The 16,996-nt window shown below is 58.8% G+C and carries 16 protein-coding genes; 9 read left to right on the forward strand and 7 right to left on the reverse strand.

Annotated elements, in window-relative coordinates:
- Positions 1 to 119: 119 nt before the first annotated feature.
- Complete coding sequence (locus tag AD668_RS06395) at positions 120 to 854, forward strand: sulfite exporter TauE/SafE family protein (protein WP_256220575.1); 735 nt, start codon at positions 120 to 122, stop codon at positions 852 to 854.
- On the opposite strand, the gene AD668_RS06400 is transcribed toward AD668_RS06395, so the two are convergent.
- Positions 844 to 1,698: a LysR substrate-binding domain-containing protein gene (locus AD668_RS06400; RefSeq protein WP_053155830.1), complete on the reverse strand. Its 855-nt coding sequence runs from the start codon at positions 1,696 to 1,698 to the stop codon at positions 844 to 846. The genes AD668_RS06395 and AD668_RS06400 overlap by 11 nt on opposite strands.
- 95 nt (positions 1,699 to 1,793) lie before the next feature.
- Between AD668_RS06400 and AD668_RS06405 the strand changes: the two genes are divergently transcribed.
- Both AD668_RS06405 and AD668_RS06410 read left to right on the forward strand, forming a co-directional pair.
- Entirely contained in the window at positions 1,794 to 2,009 is a 216-nt protein-coding gene (locus tag AD668_RS06405; protein ID WP_053155833.1) for a DUF1127 domain-containing protein, read from the forward strand.
- Between the two features lie 64 nt (positions 2,010 to 2,073).
- Positions 2,074 to 3,303: a winged helix-turn-helix domain-containing protein gene (locus AD668_RS06410; protein ID WP_053155836.1), complete on the forward strand. Its 1,230-nt coding sequence runs from the start codon at positions 2,074 to 2,076 to the stop codon at positions 3,301 to 3,303.
- 87 nt (positions 3,304 to 3,390) lie between these two features.
- Here the strand turns inward: AD668_RS06410 and AD668_RS06415 are convergent, their stop codons facing one another.
- Positions 3,391 to 4,737 carry a class II 3-deoxy-7-phosphoheptulonate synthase gene (locus AD668_RS06415; RefSeq protein ID WP_053155839.1) on the reverse strand — a complete coding sequence of 449 codons (1,347 nt, stop codon included), beginning with the start codon at positions 4,735 to 4,737 and terminating at the stop codon, positions 3,391 to 3,393.
- Positions 4,738 to 4,886: 149 nt separating this feature from the next.
- Between AD668_RS06415 and AD668_RS06420 the strand changes: the two genes are divergently transcribed.
- A complete protein-coding gene (locus AD668_RS06420) occupies positions 4,887 to 5,642 on the forward strand; it encodes a spermidine synthase (protein WP_053155842.1) in 756 nt (251 codons plus the stop codon).
- A 95-nt stretch (positions 5,643 to 5,737) separates the two neighbouring features.
- On the opposite strand, the gene AD668_RS06425 is transcribed toward AD668_RS06420, so the two are convergent.
- Complete coding sequence (locus AD668_RS06425; RefSeq protein ID WP_053155844.1) at positions 5,738 to 6,529, reverse strand: crotonase/enoyl-CoA hydratase family protein; 792 nt, start codon at positions 6,527 to 6,529, stop codon at positions 5,738 to 5,740.
- 422 nt (positions 6,530 to 6,951) lie between these two features.
- Between AD668_RS06425 and AD668_RS06430 the strand changes: the two genes are divergently transcribed.
- A complete protein-coding gene (locus AD668_RS06430; protein ID WP_034150150.1) occupies positions 6,952 to 8,625 on the forward strand; it encodes a DEAD/DEAH box helicase in 1,674 nt (557 codons plus the stop codon).
- Positions 8,626 to 8,777: 152 nt separating this feature from the next.
- Here the strand turns inward: AD668_RS06430 and AD668_RS06435 are convergent, their stop codons facing one another.
- The gene (locus AD668_RS06435; protein WP_053155848.1) at positions 8,778 to 9,545 is read right to left on the reverse strand and encodes a class III extradiol ring-cleavage dioxygenase; all 768 of its coding nucleotides are present in this window, start codon (positions 9,543 to 9,545) and stop codon (positions 8,778 to 8,780) included.
- Between the two features lie 102 nt (positions 9,546 to 9,647).
- On the opposite strand from AD668_RS06435, the gene AD668_RS06440 reads away from it, so the two are divergent.
- Positions 9,648 to 10,304, forward strand: a complete 657-nt coding sequence (locus AD668_RS06440; RefSeq protein WP_053155850.1) for a thiopurine S-methyltransferase — start codon at positions 9,648 to 9,650, stop codon at positions 10,302 to 10,304.
- 125 nt (positions 10,305 to 10,429) lie between these two features.
- On the opposite strand, the gene htpX is transcribed toward AD668_RS06440, so the two are convergent.
- The gene (gene htpX, locus AD668_RS06445) at positions 10,430 to 11,320 is read right to left on the reverse strand and encodes a protease HtpX (protein ID WP_008059113.1); all 891 of its coding nucleotides are present in this window, start codon (positions 11,318 to 11,320) and stop codon (positions 10,430 to 10,432) included.
- A gap of 317 nt (positions 11,321 to 11,637) precedes the next feature.
- Positions 11,638 to 12,849, reverse strand: a complete 1,212-nt coding sequence (locus AD668_RS06450; protein WP_008030363.1) for a pyridoxal phosphate-dependent aminotransferase — start codon at positions 12,847 to 12,849, stop codon at positions 11,638 to 11,640.
- A gap of 226 nt (positions 12,850 to 13,075) precedes the next feature.
- Between AD668_RS06450 and msrB the strand changes: the two genes are divergently transcribed.
- The 3 genes from msrB (at position 13,076) to AD668_RS06465 (ending at position 14,590) form a co-directional block, all read left to right on the forward strand.
- On the forward strand, positions 13,076 to 13,471 hold the full coding sequence (gene msrB, locus AD668_RS06455; protein WP_053156062.1) for a peptide-methionine (R)-S-oxide reductase MsrB: 396 nt from the start codon (positions 13,076 to 13,078) through the stop codon (positions 13,469 to 13,471).
- A gap of 175 nt (positions 13,472 to 13,646) precedes the next feature.
- Positions 13,647 to 14,132, forward strand: a complete 486-nt coding sequence (locus AD668_RS06460; protein ID WP_053155853.1) for a glutathione peroxidase — start codon at positions 13,647 to 13,649, stop codon at positions 14,130 to 14,132.
- Entirely contained in the window at positions 14,129 to 14,590 is a 462-nt protein-coding gene (locus AD668_RS06465; RefSeq protein WP_053155856.1) for a MarR family winged helix-turn-helix transcriptional regulator, read from the forward strand. The genes AD668_RS06460 and AD668_RS06465 overlap by 4 nt, the downstream gene beginning before the upstream one ends.
- Here the strand turns inward: AD668_RS06465 and AD668_RS06470 are convergent.
- Positions 14,574 to 16,895, reverse strand: coding sequence for a response regulator (locus AD668_RS06470; RefSeq protein ID WP_172681788.1), 2,322 nt, complete (start codon positions 16,893 to 16,895; stop codon positions 14,574 to 14,576). The two genes, AD668_RS06465 and AD668_RS06470, sit on opposite strands and share 17 nt — an antisense overlap.
- Positions 16,896 to 16,996 lie beyond the last annotated feature (101 nt).

A 16,996-nucleotide genomic window follows, 5' to 3' on the forward strand; every position in this document is an offset into this window, starting at 1 on the left:
GCCGGCGTTGAGGCGAGTATCGCGAAGTCGATAGGTTGCTTTTTATTTCCGCGCCAGAATCATCTGCGTAGGATGAAAGGCCTGACGCAAAGGGAAAATCGCTTGTGATTGAGTTTTTGATGTACCTGGTTTTTGGCGCAGCCCTGGGCACGCTCGGTGGACTGTTTGGCATCGGCGGGGGATTGATCGCCATCCCGCTGCTGGGTGTGCTGTTCGGCCTCGATCAGCAGATTGCCCAAGGCACAGCTCTGGTAATGGTGGTGCCCAACGTCATGTTGGCGCTGTGGCGCTATCACCAGCGCAACCGTATTGTACTGCGCCACGCACTGCCGCTGGCTTCGATGGGTTTTTGCTTCGCCTGGCTCGGGTCCATCTGGGCGGTAGGGATCGATGCCCAAACCATGCGTATCGGTTTCGTTGCGTTCCTGGTGGCGTTATCGGCCTACAACCTGCTGAGAATGTTTTCCGCCAGCGCACCGGACGCGTCGCAGATGAACTATTCCTGGCCCTGGTTGGGTGTGCTCGGCGCTGCATCCGGTGCGATGGGCGGTCTGTTCGGGGTGGGCGGGGCGGTAGTGGCGACGCCAGTGCTGACCAGTGTGTTCGGCACCAGTCAGGTAGTGGCTCAGGGGTTGTCGCTGGCATTGGCGCTGCCCAGCACGGGCGTCACACTGGTGACGTACGCCGTGCACCACCAGGTTGACTGGTTGATTGGCATACCCTTGGCGATCGGAGGCCTGATGAGCATCAGCTGGGGGGTGAAAATTGCCCACGCGTTGCCTGAGCGACGATTGCGCGGTCTTTTTTGCGGCTTCCTGGTGTTTTGCGCAGTGATGCTCGCATTTAAAGTTTGAAGCCCTCGATGATGTGCTCGGCCAGGCATTCGGTAATGGGCGAAGGGTTGTGCAGGTTACGCACCAGCATGATGCTGGCCTCTGGCAGTACCGGGAGATCTTCGGCCTCACCCAGAATGCGCATGTCCGCAGTGATCAGGCTTTCCAGTTGTGCGGTGACGGCCAGACCTGCGCTGACCACGGCCATGATCGCCGACAGGCTGTCGCTGTTGTACGCGACGCGGTAATCGCGCCCCTGGGCATCGAGCGCATTGCACGCCCACAAGCGGCAGAAGCAATCACTGTTGAACATAGCCAGCGGCAGGGGCGTCTGTTCATGGGCGCTGTAACACTGTGCTTCGGCCCAGACAAACCGTTCCTTGCGCAACAGCTGGCCGATCTCGCTACCCGGCTCGCGGGTGACGATGGACAGGTCGAGATCCTGCCGCATCAACAGCTGTTTTGAGGATTCGCAGTGCACTTCGATCTGGATCAGCGGATAGGACTGGGCAAACTGCCGCAAAATCCCGGGCAGGAAACGCATCACATAATCGTCCGGCGTGCCGATGCGCACCATGCCGACCATGTCCGGTTCGCGCAGCGTATTGAACACCTCGCTGTGCAGCTTGAGGATTCGTCGCGCATACCCGAGCAATACCTGACCTTCGGCAGTCAGGCGCACTTGCCGCCCGTCACGCTGGAATAACTGACGTTGCAGCACGTCCTCTTCCAGTCGCTTCATCTGCATGCTCACCGCCGACTGGGTGCGATTGACCAGTGCACCGGCGCGGGTAAAACCGCCCTGGTCGGCAATGGCGACGAAGGTGCGCAGTACATCGGTATCGATACTCGGGTAGGCCGACATGCATCAATCTCCGAGATATGTGACATCAGAAACATTCGTTGGATTGATCTTAGACCTGGCGCGAGACTGGAGCCATCCAAACGGAGGGCAACAAGATGAAAGGTCAACATGAGTTTCATGGCGCAGAACACCATTCGGTTCACCTGATCTCCGATCTGCTGCACAAGGTCAGCCGCTGGTACGAATTGCATCGCGAACGCGAATTGCTGGCGAGCCTGAGCGACGAGGCACTCAAGGACATCGGCATGAGCCGTGCGGATGTGGAGAACGAGTCGATCAAGCCGTTCTGGAACGACCCGATGCATAAATGATGGGAGCCACGCTACACAAACCCCTTACCGGTGAGGTAGGTTGCGAGCAGACAAGGAGATGCCCATGCCCGCAACATTGTCCTTTACCCTCAAACAGGCTCGGCGTCTGGCGCTGGCCGCCCAAGGGTTCAATGGGCGGTCTTCGCCAGCGACGATCAAAGCTGTTGCGCTCAATCGCCTGATCGAACGGCTGGGCATTTTGCAGATCGATTCAGTCAATGCGTTGGTGCGATCGCACTACCTTCCGCTGTTTTCCCGCCTCGGCAACTACTCATCCGATTTGCTTGATCAGGCTGCCTGGAGTCAGGGCCGACGACGTACGTTGTTCGAGTATTGGGGGCATGAAGCTTCGTTGCTGCCTCTGTCGATGTACCCGTTGATGCGCTGGCGCATGCAGCGCGCGAGCCGTGGCGAAGACATTTATCAGCAATTGGCGCGTTTTGGTCATGAACAGCAGGACACGATTCGTCGGGTGCTGGCTTTGGTCGAGGAGCGGGGCGCGCTGGGGGCGGGGAGTTTGTCGACCCGTCAGGAGCGGGCCGGACCGTGGTGGGACTGGAGCGCAGAAAAGCACGCACTGGAATGGCTGTTCGCCGCTGGCGAAGTGACCGTGGCCGGACGTCGCGGATTCGAACGACTTTACGATTTGCCGGAGCGGGTGATTCCCTCGGCGATCCTCGCGCAACCGCCTCTGAATGAAGCCGAAGCGCAGCGTGGACTGTTGCTGCATGCAGCGACCGCGTTGGGTGTCGGCACGGAAAAGGATCTGCGCGATTACTTTCGACTCAATCCCGCGGACAGTCGTCCGCGATTGGCGGAGTTGGTCGAAGCGGGCGAGTTGCTTATCTGCGAAGTTCAAGGCTGGAAGCAACCGGCCTATTGCCTGTCCGAGCCCAAGGTGCCGCGCAAGGTCGAGGCCAGTGCATTGTTGTCACCCTTCGATTCGCTGATCTGGGAGCGCAGCCGGACGGAGCGTCTGTTCGACTTTCGCTATCGGCTGGAGATTTACACGCCGCAGGACAAGCGGGTCTACGGCTATTACGTCTTGCCGTTTTTGCACAACGAGCGAATTGCTGCACGGGTTGATTTGCGTGCGGAAAGGGCGGCGGGGCGATTGGCGGTGCACGCGGTGCATGAAGAGGAGACGGAGCTGGATGACGAGGGGATGCTGGCGCTGGCGGTCAATCTGCGGCAGATGGCGGATTGGCTGGGGTTGGCGCAGGTTCAGTTGAATTGCCCTAGGGCGAGTGCGGACAGGTTGCGGGTTGCATTGGCACAGGTTGGTGGCGACTGAGCTGACGCCATCGCTGGCAAGCCAGCTCCTGCAAGGGGTTGCACATTCCTGTAGGAGCTGGCTTGCCGGCGATAAGTGCGACGCGATTTAGCGTCGAACCTGCTTCAAGGTTTCGGCAATCAAAAACGCCAATTCCAGCGACTGATCGGCATTCATCCGCGGGTCGCAATGGGTGTGGTATCGATCCGACAATCCATCCTCGGTAATCGGCCGAGCACCACCGATGCACTCGGTAACGTTCTGCCCGGTCATCTCGATATGGATGCCGCCGGCATAGGTGCCTTCCGCTTCGTGGACCTGGAAGAATTGCTTCACTTCCCCAAGGATCTGCGCGAAGTCGCGGGTCTTGTAGCCGCTGCTGGCCTTGATGGTATTGCCGTGCATCGGGTCCGAACTCCACAGCACTTGCTTGCCTTCACGCTGCACCGCGCGGATCAACTGCGGCAAGTGATCGCCGACCTTGTTCGCGCCCATCCGCGCGATCAGGTTCAGTCGACCCGGGTCGTTGTCCGGGTTGAGCACGTCGATCAGACGAATCAGGTCGTCCGGGTTCATGCTCGGGCCGACTTTGACGCCTATCGGGTTGTTCACCCCGCGCAGGAACTCGACGTGGGCGCCGTCGAGCTGGCGGGTGCGGTCGCCGATCCACAGCATATGTGCCGAGCAGTCGTAATAATCGTTGGTCAGGCTGTCGCGGCGCACGAACGCTTCTTCGTAGTTGAGCAGCAACGCTTCGTGGGCGGTGAAGAAGCTGGTCTCGCGCAGTTGTGGCGAGGTGTCCATGCCGCAGGCGCGCATAAACGCCAGGGTTTCATCGATACGGTCGGCCAGGTGACTGTACTTTTCCGCCAGTGCCGAGTTGGCAATAAAATCGAGGTTCCACTTGTGCACCTGATGCAAGTCGGCAAACCCGCCCTGGGCGAAGGCGCGCAACAGGTTCAGGGTGGCAGTGGACTGGTGATAGGACTGCAGCAGGCGTTCCGGGTCCGGCACGCGGCTTTTCTCGTCGAAACCGATGCCGTTGACGATGTCCCCACGGTAGGCGGGCAGGGTCACGCCATCGATGGTTTCGTCGTTGGCCGAGCGGGGCTTGGCGAACTGACCGGCCATGCGCCCGACCTTGACCACCGGACAACCGGCCGCAAACGTCATGACAATCGCCATTTGCAGCAGCACCTTGAAGGTGTCGCGGATTTTTGCCGCGGAGAATTCGGCAAAGCTTTCGGCGCAATCGCCACCCTGCAACAGGAAAGCGCGGCCCTGGGTCACTTCGGCAAACTGACGCCGCAACTCCCGGGCCTCACCGGCAAACACCAGCGGCGGATAGCTGGCCAGGGTTTGCTCGACATGCTGCAAATGTGCGGCGTCGGGGTATTGGGGTTGTTGCTGGATCGGCAGGGCGCGCCAGCTGTCAGGGCTCCAGGGTTGGCTCATCACGGTCTCTAGTGTTTTTCGCTCGGACGGTCATGTTATCAGCAAATTAGTGCGTGACCTGTTCCCGTCGCTTCGCGGACAATCGCGCCTTTGCCGCTTCATGTTGCGGTTCAGCGCGTTGCCGGGCCAGGCAGCGATCAGGAGACGAAATGACTGAGGAGCGCGTCGAGCATCTGCTCGCCGAGGTGCAGGACGAGTTTGGTGTGATCCGCGTGCTGGAAGTGGCCGATTACCGTTTTCTCGAGTTCGGTGATGCCATCGAACAAAGCTGTGTGTTCACCGCCGATCCGAGTTGGCTCGAGTACGACTACACCCGCGCGATGCTGATCGGTGCGCTGTGCCATGAGCAGCCGGAAAGCGCGCTGTTCCTCGGCCTCGGTGCCGGTACGCTGACCCAGGCCTGTCTCAAGTTCCTGCCGCTGGAAGATGTCGAGGCCATCGAGTTGCGCCCCGACGTCCCGCGTTTGGCTATCGAGTACCTGGGGCTGGATGACGATCCGCGCCTGTACATCCGGGTGGGCGATGCGCTGGAATTGCTCGATACCGCAGAGCCGGCGGACCTGATTTTCGTCGATCTGTACACCGACGTCGGTCCCGGTGTCGGGCATCTGGCCTGGAGTTTCCTGGAAAACTGCCAGAAACGCCTGAACCCCGGTGGCTGGCTGGTGATCAACCAATGGGCCACCGACGATGGCAAACCGTTGGGCGCCGCCCTGTTGCGCGGGTTGTATCACCGCCATTATTGGGAACTGCCGGTGAAAGAGGGCAATGTGATCCTGATCGTGCCGTCGGAGCTGGATCAGGTGCTGGACAGGCAAGGCCTGGCCGCCCGCGCCGAAGCGCTGGCGCCGCGGTTGGGGTATTCGCTGGATTCGCTGATCAAGTGCATTCGCCCGGCGACTTGAGGCATACAAATCTCCGTGTAGGAGCTGCCGAAGGCTGCGATCTTTTGGTCTTGAACGTCAAAAGATCGCAGCCTTCGGCAGCTCCTACGCGTTTTTCAGCAGCCTTTGAAAACTCCGGGTCTGCGCTCCACCATCGACCGCACGCCTTCGGCAGCATCCTCGCTGGCCATCAGCTTCTTCACCAGCGGCGGCAACCCCTGCGCCGCTGCGGTTTCCCCTTCATAACGGGCCTGTCGCGCAGACATGAGCGTGGCCTGAACGCCAAGCGGCGCCTGCCGGGCAATGCGTTCGGCCAGTTCAATCGCCCGGGGGAGCAGATCCTCACTGGCCATGACTTCCTGCACCAATCCCAGGTGCAGCGCATCGTGGGCGTCGAATTCATCTCCAGTCAGCAACCAACGCATCGCATTGCCCCAGCCTGAGACTTGATGCAGTCGCAGGGTGGCACCGCCAAATGGAAAAATTCCGCGCTGCACTTCCATTTGCGCGAACCGGGTGTTGCTGGCGCAAAGGTTGATGTCGGCTGCCAGCATCAATTCGATGCCAATGGTCAGGCAATAGCCTTGCGCGGCGACAATCACCGGTTTATTGACTCGCGGGCCTGCGAACACGCCCCACGGATCGCAGCCGCCCGGCGGCGCCTGCCAGCCTTCAGTCAGGGTGACGCTGGCGTTCACCAGGTCGAGTCCGGCGGTAAAATGCTCGCCATGACCAAACACCACCGCCACCCGCGCCGCAGCGTCGGCTTCGAACTCGCCATACGCCAGGCTCAGTTCATTGAGCAGGTCGAGATCGAAGGCATTGCGCTTGGCCACCCGATCCAGACCGATCAAGAACACATGACCCTTGCTTTCGCGGCTGACACGACTGGAGCAGGGCTGATTCATGGAGCGGTCCTCGGGGTGGGAGAGGCGTGTCAGACAGGCGGTCTGCACAGCAAAGGGTGAAGCGTTTTAGCGCTATCACCTGCAAGGCCGGGCCTTTGAAAAATAGACGGCTGATCGATTATTCGCAAAGCCTGTGACACAAAGGTGTATTCGGTGCATATCTGATAAAAAAAGCTCCCTTTTCGAGCTAATTCCGGTATAGTGCGCGCCGGCCTTTAACCGGGCCGCGTTTAGGTAGCGCAATTCCCCGAAGCCAGCTTCGGCTGCACGTCCGCCCCGCGGACTCTTCCTTGACGATTCTTTTCATTCATTCGTTTTCGCAAATCCCCGCCGACAAAGCTGCCAGGGCGACTCTTGAGTCTCAACACGGCACGCGCAGCTTTGGAGCATGGGTCTTTGCGGATGCACTTAGAGGCAGACCCATGACCCAGGAAACCGGCGGCTTCGCCGCTTTTAATCTTAATCCGAATATTCTTGCAGCCGTCACCGCGACTGGCTACGAAGAGCCATCGGCTATTCAGCAGCAATCGATCCCGATCATCATGGCCGGTCACGACATGATTGGTCAGGCGCAAACCGGTACGGGTAAAACCGCTGCGTTCGCCCTGCCGATCCTGCATCGCATCGATCCTGCAAAGCGCGAACCGCAAGCCCTGATCCTGGCCCCAACTCGTGAGTTGGCGCTACAAGTTGCAACCGCTTTCGAAACTTACGCCAAGCAAATGCCGGGCGTAACTGTTGTGGCTGTCTACGGCGGCGCGCCGATGGGCCCACAATTGAAAGCAATCCGTAATGGCGCACAGATCGTTGTCGCCACTCCGGGCCGTCTGTGCGATCACCTGCGTCGCGACGAAAAAGTACTGGCGACCGTGAACCACCTGGTTCTCGACGAAGCCGACGAAATGCTCAAGCTGGGCTTCATGGACGACCTGGAAGTTATCTTCAAGGCCCTGCCTGCAACCCGTCAGACCGTATTGTTCTCGGCCACCTTGCCGCAGTCGATCCGTGCCATTGCTGAACGCCATCTGCGCGATCCGCAACACGTGAAGATCCAGACCAAGACCCAGACCGTTACCGCGATCGAACAGGCTCACCTGTTGGTTCACGCCGACCAGAAGACTTCTGCCGTTCTCAGCTTGCTGGAAGTGGAAGATTTCGACGCCCTGATCATGTTCGTGCGCACCAAGCAAGCGACCCTGGACCTGGCCAGTGCCCTGGAAGCCAAAGGCTATAAAGCCGCTGCGCTGAACGGCGACATCGCCCAGAACCAGCGTGAGCGCGTGATCGACTCCCTCAAGGATGGCCGTCTGGACATCGTTGTGGCGACCGACGTTGCCGCTCGTGGTCTGGACGTTCCGCGCATCACTCACGTGTTCAACGTGGACATGCCGTACGACCCAGAGTCCTACGTTCACCGTATCGGCCGTACCGGCCGTGCCGGTCGCGAAGGTCGTGCGCTGCTGCTGGTGACTCCACGTGAGCGCCGCATGCTGCAAGTGATCGAGCGTGTAACCGGTCAGAAGGTTGCTGAAGTTCGCCTGCCGGACGCTCAAGCCGTTCTGGATGCGCGCATCAAGAAACTGACCAACAGCCTGTCGCCGCTGGTGGCTGAGGCCGAATCGACTCACGGTGATCTGCTCGATCGCCTGACCGCCGACATCGGTTGCAGCCCACGTGCCCTGGCCGCAGCCCTGCTGCGCAAGGCTACCAACGGTCAAGCGCTGAACCTGGCCGCTATCGAGAAAGAACGTCCACTGGTGCCGAACAACGCACCGCGTGGCGATCGTCCAGAGCGTTCCGGTGATCGTCCTGAGCGTGGCGACCGCGAGCGTCGCGCTCCGATGCCACTGGGTGAAGGTCGTGCACGTTGCCGTACCGCGCTGGGTGCGCGTGACGGTATCGCTGCCAAAAACCTGCTGGGCGCCATCCTCAACGAAGGTGGCCTGGCGCGTGAAGCGATCGGTCGCATCCAGGTGCGTGACAGCTTCAGCCTCGTCGAGCTGCCGGAAGATGGTCTGGAGAAGTTGCTGACCAAGCTGAAGGACACTCGCGTTGCCGGCAAGCAGTTGAAGCTGCGTCGCTACCGCGAAGATTGATCCGCTCTCGGGCTGATTGATCGAACATAAAAAATCCCCGACTGGTTCGGGGATTTTTTTTTGCCTGGGAAAAAATTGCAGCCTTTGCCAGCTCCTACAAAGAAATGCGATCCCTTAGGAGCTGTCGAAGGCTGCGATCTTTTGCTTTTCCGCTAGCCGAATCGGTAGATGTCCATGCCCAGCGCGCCCAGGGTGAATCCTTGATGCGCAATGCTGAAATCGCCACCGGAGGCGCGAGCAAAGTACAGCGGCAACAAATGCTCATCACTCGGATGGTTGCGCACGGCGTTTGGCGCTTGCGCACGATAGTCATGCAGCACGGCTTCATCGTCCGCCGCGAGTTTTTCGATCATCCAGTCACGGAATGATTGCGCCCAGGGTTCAACGCTTTCCGGGCCGGCATGCCAGTCCAGCTCCCGCAGATTATGGGTAATGCTGCCGGAGCCGATCAGTAACACGCCTTGCTCGCGCAGTCCGGCCAAGGCATGACCGACGCGGGTTTGCAGGGCAGGGCCGCCACGGGTGGGCAGGGAAACCTGAACAATCGGGATATCCGCCTGCGGATACATCAACGACAAGGGGACCCAAACGCCATGGTCGAACGGTCGCTGGGTGTCGAGGCGTGCGGCAAGGTCATTGGACTTCAGCAGCTCGACAACCTTTGCGGCCAACGCTGGATCACCCGCTGCCGGGTACTGCACGTCGAACAGGGCCTTGGGAAAACCACCGAAGTCATGCCAGGTTTCAGGCTGCGGATTTGCGCTGACCAGCAGCTCATTGCTTTCCCAGTGCGCCGAAACAATCACGATGGCCTCGGGTTTCGGCATCTCGGCGGCGAGGCGCGCAAGGGCTGGTCCGCTGGCGCCGGGTTCGAGTGCCAGCATGGGGGAGCCATGAGATATGTATAGGCTGGGGAACATGAATAAGCTCCTGAGAGTTAAGATGCTGTCATCTTCAATCAGTCATTGATCTAAATCTAATATAAGTTTTAGGGTTTTTTGATCGAATTTTCGGGGTTATTTATGCAGCCGGAGTTTTGGCACAAGAAATGGGCGTCGAACCAGATCGGCTTTCATCTGCCGCAGGTGAACCCTTATCTGAAACGGTTCTGGCCAGCGTTAAGCCTGGAAGAAGGCGCGCGCGTATTGGTGCCCTTGTGTGGGAAAAGCCTGGATCTGCTGTGGCTCGCCCATCAGGGTCATGAGGTTTTGGGAATCGAACTGTCGGAAAAAGCCGTTGAGCATTTTTTCAGCGAACATGGCTTTGACCCGGCCGTCAGCGAGCAGGGACCGTTCAAGGTTTATCGGGCAGGTTCCATTGAGTTGTGGTGTGGCGATTTCTTTGAGCTGACGGCCGGGGATGTTGCCGATTGCTCTGCGCTTTATGATCGTGCGGCATTGATCGCATTGCCGACCGAAATGCGCGAGCGCTATGCCGCCCATTTGAAGCGGGTATTGCCGAAGGAGTCCCTTGGCCTGTTGATTACTCTGGACTATGAGCAGGCACAAATGCCCGGTCCACCGTTTGCCGTACTTGATGATGAGGTGCAGAGGCTGTTCGGGGATTCATGGGCGCTGAAAATCCTGGAAGATCAGGATGTGCTGGGCGAGAGCGGGAAATTCCTGGAGGCAGGTGTCACACGGCTTGAGGAGCGGGTGTATCGGGTTTCCAGCCGCTAATAAAGTTCCCAGTCCCGGCCTCATCGCGGGCTTGCCCGCGATGAGGCCCTGAAAAACACTGACTTTTTCGACCAGAAAAAAGGCCCGCATCGCTGCGGGCCTTTCAATTTTTGCTGTGAAGTCTCTTAGCCGCGACGACGCGCCAGCGCATCGATACGCTCTTCCAGTGGCGGGTGGCTCATGAACATGCGGGCAAACCCCTGCTTGATACCACCGTTGATACCAAATGCATTGAGGGTGTCCGGCATGTGCACTGGCAGCCCCTGTTCCGCACGCAGTCGCTGCAGGGCACCGATCATTGCGGCAGTGCCCGCCAGGTTGGCACCGGCTTCGTCTGCACGGAACTCGCGCTTGCGCGAGAACCACATGACGATGGCGCTGGCCAGGATGCCCAGAACCAGTTCAGCGAAGATGGTCGCCACGTAGTAGGCGATGCCCTGGCCTTCTTCGTTCTTGAAGATCACTTTATCGACGAAGTTACCGATGATCCGTGCGAAGAACATCACAAAGGTGTTCACCACACCCTGGATCAGCGCCAGCGTGACCATGTCGCCATTGGCGACGTGGCCAATTTCGTGGGCCAGGACGGCTTTCACTTCATCCGGCGAGAAGCGCTCGAGCAAACCCTGGCTGACGGCGACCAAAGCGTCGTTCTTGTTCCAGCCCGTAGCGAACGCGTTCGCTTCGTAAGCCGGGAAGATACCCACTTCCGGCATCTTGATTCCGGCTTCGCGGGACAGCTGCTCGACGGTTTGCAGCAGCCATTGTTCATGGCGAGTGCGCGGCTGGCTGATGATCTGGGTGCTGGTGCTCATCTTCGCCATCCACTTGGAGATGAACAGCGAGAACAGCGAGCCGGCGAAACCAAAGACCGCACAGAAAATCAGCAGCTGATTGAGGTTGAGATCAACCCCATTGGCCGCCATGAACCCGTTGAAGCCGAAAAGGCTCAGGGTGATGCTGGCAATCAGCACGACCGCCAGGTTAGTGGCCAAAAACAGCAGGATGCGCATCATGGTTGTAGAAATCTCCTTGAGCTAAAGATGTAGCGTACTGCGGGGTATATAAGGTGCTGCACCGGGGTATTCAACTGGGTGACTATTTCAAACTGTGTCCTACGGCAATAGCTTAGCTGTTTGCAGGACATTTCCGAGGCGCAAGACGGAAGTGTTTAAAAGTCGATTTACCTCGAAGTCCCACGGTCCGTCAGGCGCAAACAGGTACGGCGTTATCGGTTGAGGACGGCAGGGGCAGAGAATTGCGGGACGTCAGTATGTGTTGCTGAATGAATCACCGGGCGACGGACACTCACGTCGCGCGGTGGTAAGGCCGTTTACTGGCGGTAAGACTTGAGGAAGTTGCCGATGCGCCCGATGGCCATGTCCAGGTCGTCTACCCGTGGCAGGGTCACGACACGGAAGTGGTCCGGCCATGGCCAGTTGAACGCGGTGCCTTGCACCACCAGCAGCTTCTCGGAAAGCAGCAGGTCGAGGACAAATTTCTCGTCGTTGTGAATCGGGCACACCTTCGGGTCAATGCGCGGGAATGCATACAGCGCCCCCATCGGCTTGACGCAGCTCACGCCCGGGATGTCGTTGAGCAACTCCCAGGTGCGGTTGCGCTGCTCCAGCAGGCGGCCCTGCGGCAGTACCAGGTCATTGATGCTCTGATAGCCGCCAAGCGCGGTCTGGATCGCGTGCTGGCTCGGCACGTTGGCACACAGACGCATGTTGGCCAGCATGTCGATGCCTTCAATGTAGCTTTGGGCATGGTGCTTGGGACCGGAAATGGCGATCCAGCCGGAGCGGAAGCCGGCTACACGATAGGACTTTGACAGACCATTGAAGGTCAGGCACAGCAGGTCCGGTGCCAGGGAGGCGGTGCAGATGTGCACGGCATCGTCATAGAGGATCTTGTCGTAGATTTCGTCGGAGAACACCACCAGATTGTGTTGGCGGGCCAGTTCCAGCATGCCCAGCAACACTTCTTTGGAATACACCGCGCCGGTCGGGTTGTTCGGGTTGATGATCACCAGCGCCTTGGTGTTCGGGGTGATCTTGGCCTTTATGTCGGCCAGGTCCGGCCACCAGTTGGCTTGCTCGTCGCACAGGTAGTGCACCGGATTGCCGCCGGACAGGCTCACGGCTGCGGTCCATAACGGATAATCAGGTGCCGGCACCAGCACTTCGTCGCCATTGTTGAGCAAGGCCTGCATCGACATCACGATCAGTTCGGAAACGCCGTTGCCCAGGTAGATGTCTTCAATGCCAACGCCTTCCACCTGCTTTTGCTGGTAGTACTGCATTACAGCCTTGCGCGCGCTGAACAGGCCTTTGGAGTCGCTGTAGCCTTGTGCTGTTGGCAAATTGCGGATGACGTCCTGGAGGATTTCATCCGGCGCTTCGAAACCAAAGGGCGCCGGGTTGCCGATGTTCAGCTTGAGGATGCGATGGCCTTCCTCTTCCAGGCGTTTGGCGTGCTTGAGCACTGGGCCGCGAATGTCGTAGCAGACGTTGGCGAGCTTGTTCGATTTGCTGACCTGCATGGCGATGTGTTCCCGAAAATGAACGATCCAGGCGGCGTGTGAACAACCGTGCTGGGAATCCTGCGTATTCACACAGGCCTGACGCCTTGAGATGCGGCACCCATAAATCCGTTTGAATGCGCGCGGTCCGGCTGCCAGACTGGGCTTTGACGAGGCGCAATCATACGTGCCGCCCGATCCGTGGAAAAGGTACAGATCGGGCTTTTTCAGCTGCTGAGGTGTGATGATGGAAAAGTTGGAAAAAACCCTGGAAGAATGGAAGGCGATGCTCGATCCAGAGCAATACAACGTGTGCCGCCTCAAAGGTACCGAACGACCGTTCTCCGGCAAATACAACGACAGCAAGATCGACGGTATCTTCCACTGCATCTGCTGCAACGAGCCGCTGTTCGACTCCAAAACCAAATTTGATTCCGGCTGCGGCTGGCCGAGCTTCTACGCACCGATCGGTGACAGTGCCATGACCGAGATCCGCGATGTCAGCCACGGCATGATCCGTACCGAAGTGGTTTGCGCCAAATGCGATGCACACCTGGGTCATGTGTTCCCGGATGGGCCACCACCTACCGGCCTGCGATATTGCATCAACTCGGTGTGCCTGGACCTGGTACCGCGAGGGTAATGCGAGCCCCGTAGGAGCTGCCGAAGGCTGCGATCTTTTGGCCTCAAATAGAGGTGATTAAGAGATCGCAGCCTTCGGCAGCTCCTACGGGTGTCGCTGGGTTGATTATTTAAATTGCACACAATTCAATTGTTAGCTACCTTTACGGTTCTTCCTCCCATCGGAAACCTTAACCATGAGCGACAATCTGCTGAACATCCCTTGCACCACCATCAAGGGTGAGCAAAAGACCCTGTCGGATTTCGCCGGCAAAGCCGTGCTGGTGGTCAATACGGCCAGTAAATGTGGCTTCACCCCTCAATACAAGGGACTGGAAGAGCTCTGGCAGACCTACAAGGATCAAGGCCTGGTGGTGCTCGGTTTTCCCTGCAACCAGTTCGGCAAGCAGGAGCCGGGCAACGAAGGGGCAATTTCCGAGTTCTGCGAGCTGAATTTCGGCGTCACTTTTCCGCTGTTCAAAAAGATTGATGTCAACGGCTCTGACGCCCATCCGCTGTTTGTGCAACTGAAAAAACGCGCGCCAGGTGTGCTGGGTTCCCAAGGGATCAAATGGAATTTCACCAAATTCCTGATCGGCAAGGATGGTCAGTTGGTCAAGCGTTTCGCCCCGGCGACCAAGCCGCAGGACTTGAACCGCGAGATCGAAGCCCTGCTCAAATGAATACCTTGTCCGTCGATTCGCTGAAACTGGACAGCCAGCTCTGTTTCAAACTGTACGCCGCGTCCCGGGCAGTGATTCGTGCCTATAAGCCGATGCTTGATCAATTAGGCCTGACTTACCCGCAATACCTGGCGATGCTGGTTTTGTGGGAGTGGCAGGAAACTGCGCCGCAGCAGCCCACCGTCAAGGCGCTGGGCGAGCGTCTGGCCCTGGATTCCGGCACGCTGACGCCGTTGCTCAAGCGTCTTGAGCAGCTGCAATTGGTCCAGCGCCAGCGTTCGGCGCGGGACGAGCGTGAGGTGCATCTGAGTCTGTCGCCAGCTGGGCAGGCCTTGCGTGAGCAGGTTGGGCCACTCAAGGCGCAGCTGTTGTGTGACAGCGGGGTCGACCTGGATCGCTTGAATGACTTGCGCAATGGTCTGGATCAACTGCTGGGGCAAATCAAGGCGCTGTCGTAAGAGGGATCCATAAATCCAGCAGGGCTGCCAGTTCCTCGCGCCTGAAGGGTTTGGCCAGATAGTCGCTCATGCCTGCCGCACGGCAACGTTCGCGCTCTTCGGACATCGCGTTGGCGGTCAGGGCGACAATGGGCAAATGCGGCCAACGCCCGCTGCGACGGATATGTCGGCTGGCTTCATAGCCGTCCATCACCGGCATGTTGCAGTCCATCAGTACCAGATCGAAATCACGCAGCTCCAGATGATCCAGCGCCTCGGCACCGTGGGCGGCGGTGACCACCTCACAGCCGAGTTTGCCGAGCATGCCCTTGGCCACCAATTGGTTGACCGGATTGTCCTCTACAAGCAAAACGCGCCCGCGACGCTGAAGGTTCTGCGCGTCGGGACGAGCTTCGTTGAGCGTGTTGTGTTCCGGTTGCAGAATCCGTTGCAAGGACTGGTACAGCGCCGTACGTGCCAAGGGCCGAGCCTGTTGCTGCAACGGGGCAAGTGCGCTGACCTCTTCGCTGGGCATGAAGTTACCGTAGGCCGTCACTAGCAAAATGGGTGCGGTAACGGTAGGGCGCAGGTTGAACAGGCATTCGGGGCAGTCGGTGATCAGCACGTCGAGCTCCACGCCATTCAGCGGATCATCGATGGAGCGCCGCTGAAATTCGAGTCCCCAGCCAGGCAACACTGTGCCCAGCAGCTCTGCCAGGCCACTGCTGGCGGCAGTGATCGCGATAACCTTGCCTTGCAATGGCACAGGAGGCAAGAAACGAGTGTGACTGGGCAACGGCAGAATCGCGCAGAACTGGCTGCCAAAACCCGCCTCGGAGCTGATGGTCAGGCGCCCCTGCATGGCTTCGCAGAGGTTATAGGTCAACGCCAGACCCAGTCCTGTGCCACCAAATTGCCGTGTAATGCCGGCACCGGCCTGGGTAAATGGCTGGAAAATCTTGAACTGGGCATCCAGTGGGATACCGATGCCGGTGTCGCAGACTTCTATTCTGACACCGCCCTCGAACGTCGCCAGGCGTACATCGACCCGACCGAATCGGGTGAATTTGAGGGCATTTGACAGCAGGTTGCTGACGATCTGTCGAACGCGAGTCGGATCGCCGAGCACCAGTGCCGGGAATTGCGGATCGATCAGGCTGGTCAGCTCCACGCTTGGCGCGGCGTTTTGCGACAACAGGTTGGCGGTGTCTTCGATCAGCGAACCCAGGTCAAACGGAATGTTTTCGAGTTCGAGCTGGCCGGCATCGAACTTCGACAAGTCAAGGATATCGTTGAGCAGCTCCACCAGAACTTTGCCCGAGTCGTGGGCAATGGACAGTTGCTGCTGCTGTTCGGAATTGAGCGGTCCGTCGAGGGACAGGGCGATCATGCCGAGCAACCCGTTGAGGGGGGTGCGGATTTCGTGACTCATATTGGCCAGGAATACCGATCGCGCTTCGGCCATTTCCAGCGCGGTGCTGCGGGCGATCTCCAGTTCCTGATTGGACTGGCTGAGCCGGGCATTGATCGCCTTGAGTTCAGTGGTGCGGGCCGAGACGATGTTTTCCAGTTGACCAAGGTAATCGGTCAGGCGATTTTCGGCGTTGCGCCGCTGCTGGATTTCCGTTGCGATATTTTTGAATTGCTGGTTGGCAACCTTGACCAGCACGCCAATTTCATCTTTGGCATGCCCGGCTGGACACTCCAGCGTCGTCGGCTCAGCGCTGCGCGGATCTCGGCTACTAAGCTCGCGAATCACCCGCACCAGGGGTTTGGTCAACATCACATAAAACAGGGCCAGCAGGATGCCCGTCAGGATCAGGCTGCGCGCAAAGCCGTTGAGCAGCGTGACTTCGGCGCGACGCAGGAAACGGTTGCCGAAAGAGTAGGTGTCGACGTCGAGCTGCAACGTGCCGAGGGATTCATTCGGCAAGTGACTCAGGTAAAGACGATCCTCGAAGCGCCGATTGGCCCCGAACAGGTAGTCGCTGATCACCCGATAGTTGCTTTCCATCGGCGGACGCTTGACGTTGGCCAGCACGGTTGCGTTGTTATCGGTCAACTTCGCGCCGATTATTGCCGGTGAGCGCAACAGGCCCTGGGTCAGCTCCTTGGCGAGTTCGGCGTCGATGTTATAGGCAATGCGCGAGGCCGGATTGTGGCTGATTTCCAGTAAAGACAGGATTTCACGATTGATGGAGGCGTCTTCACTGGCATAATCGATGCTGATTTGCACCAGGCTGAGCAGCGTGCCCAGAATAAAACCGACCAGCACGGTAAGCCGGGCTTGTTTGTAAGATAGCCGGTTGGTGAATTTGATATCCATGGGCGGGTGTGTCACTTCCTTTTCTTTTCGCTGCTCAAGCATAGCCGATCATGCATGGCGACCGATGCTCTGACGAGCCTTGTGCAGCGGGGTGAGTCGCT

It is taken from the genome of Pseudomonas sp. P1.8 (assembly GCF_001269805.1).
In the GTDB taxonomy this organism is placed as follows: domain Bacteria; phylum Pseudomonadota; class Gammaproteobacteria; order Pseudomonadales; family Pseudomonadaceae; genus Aquipseudomonas.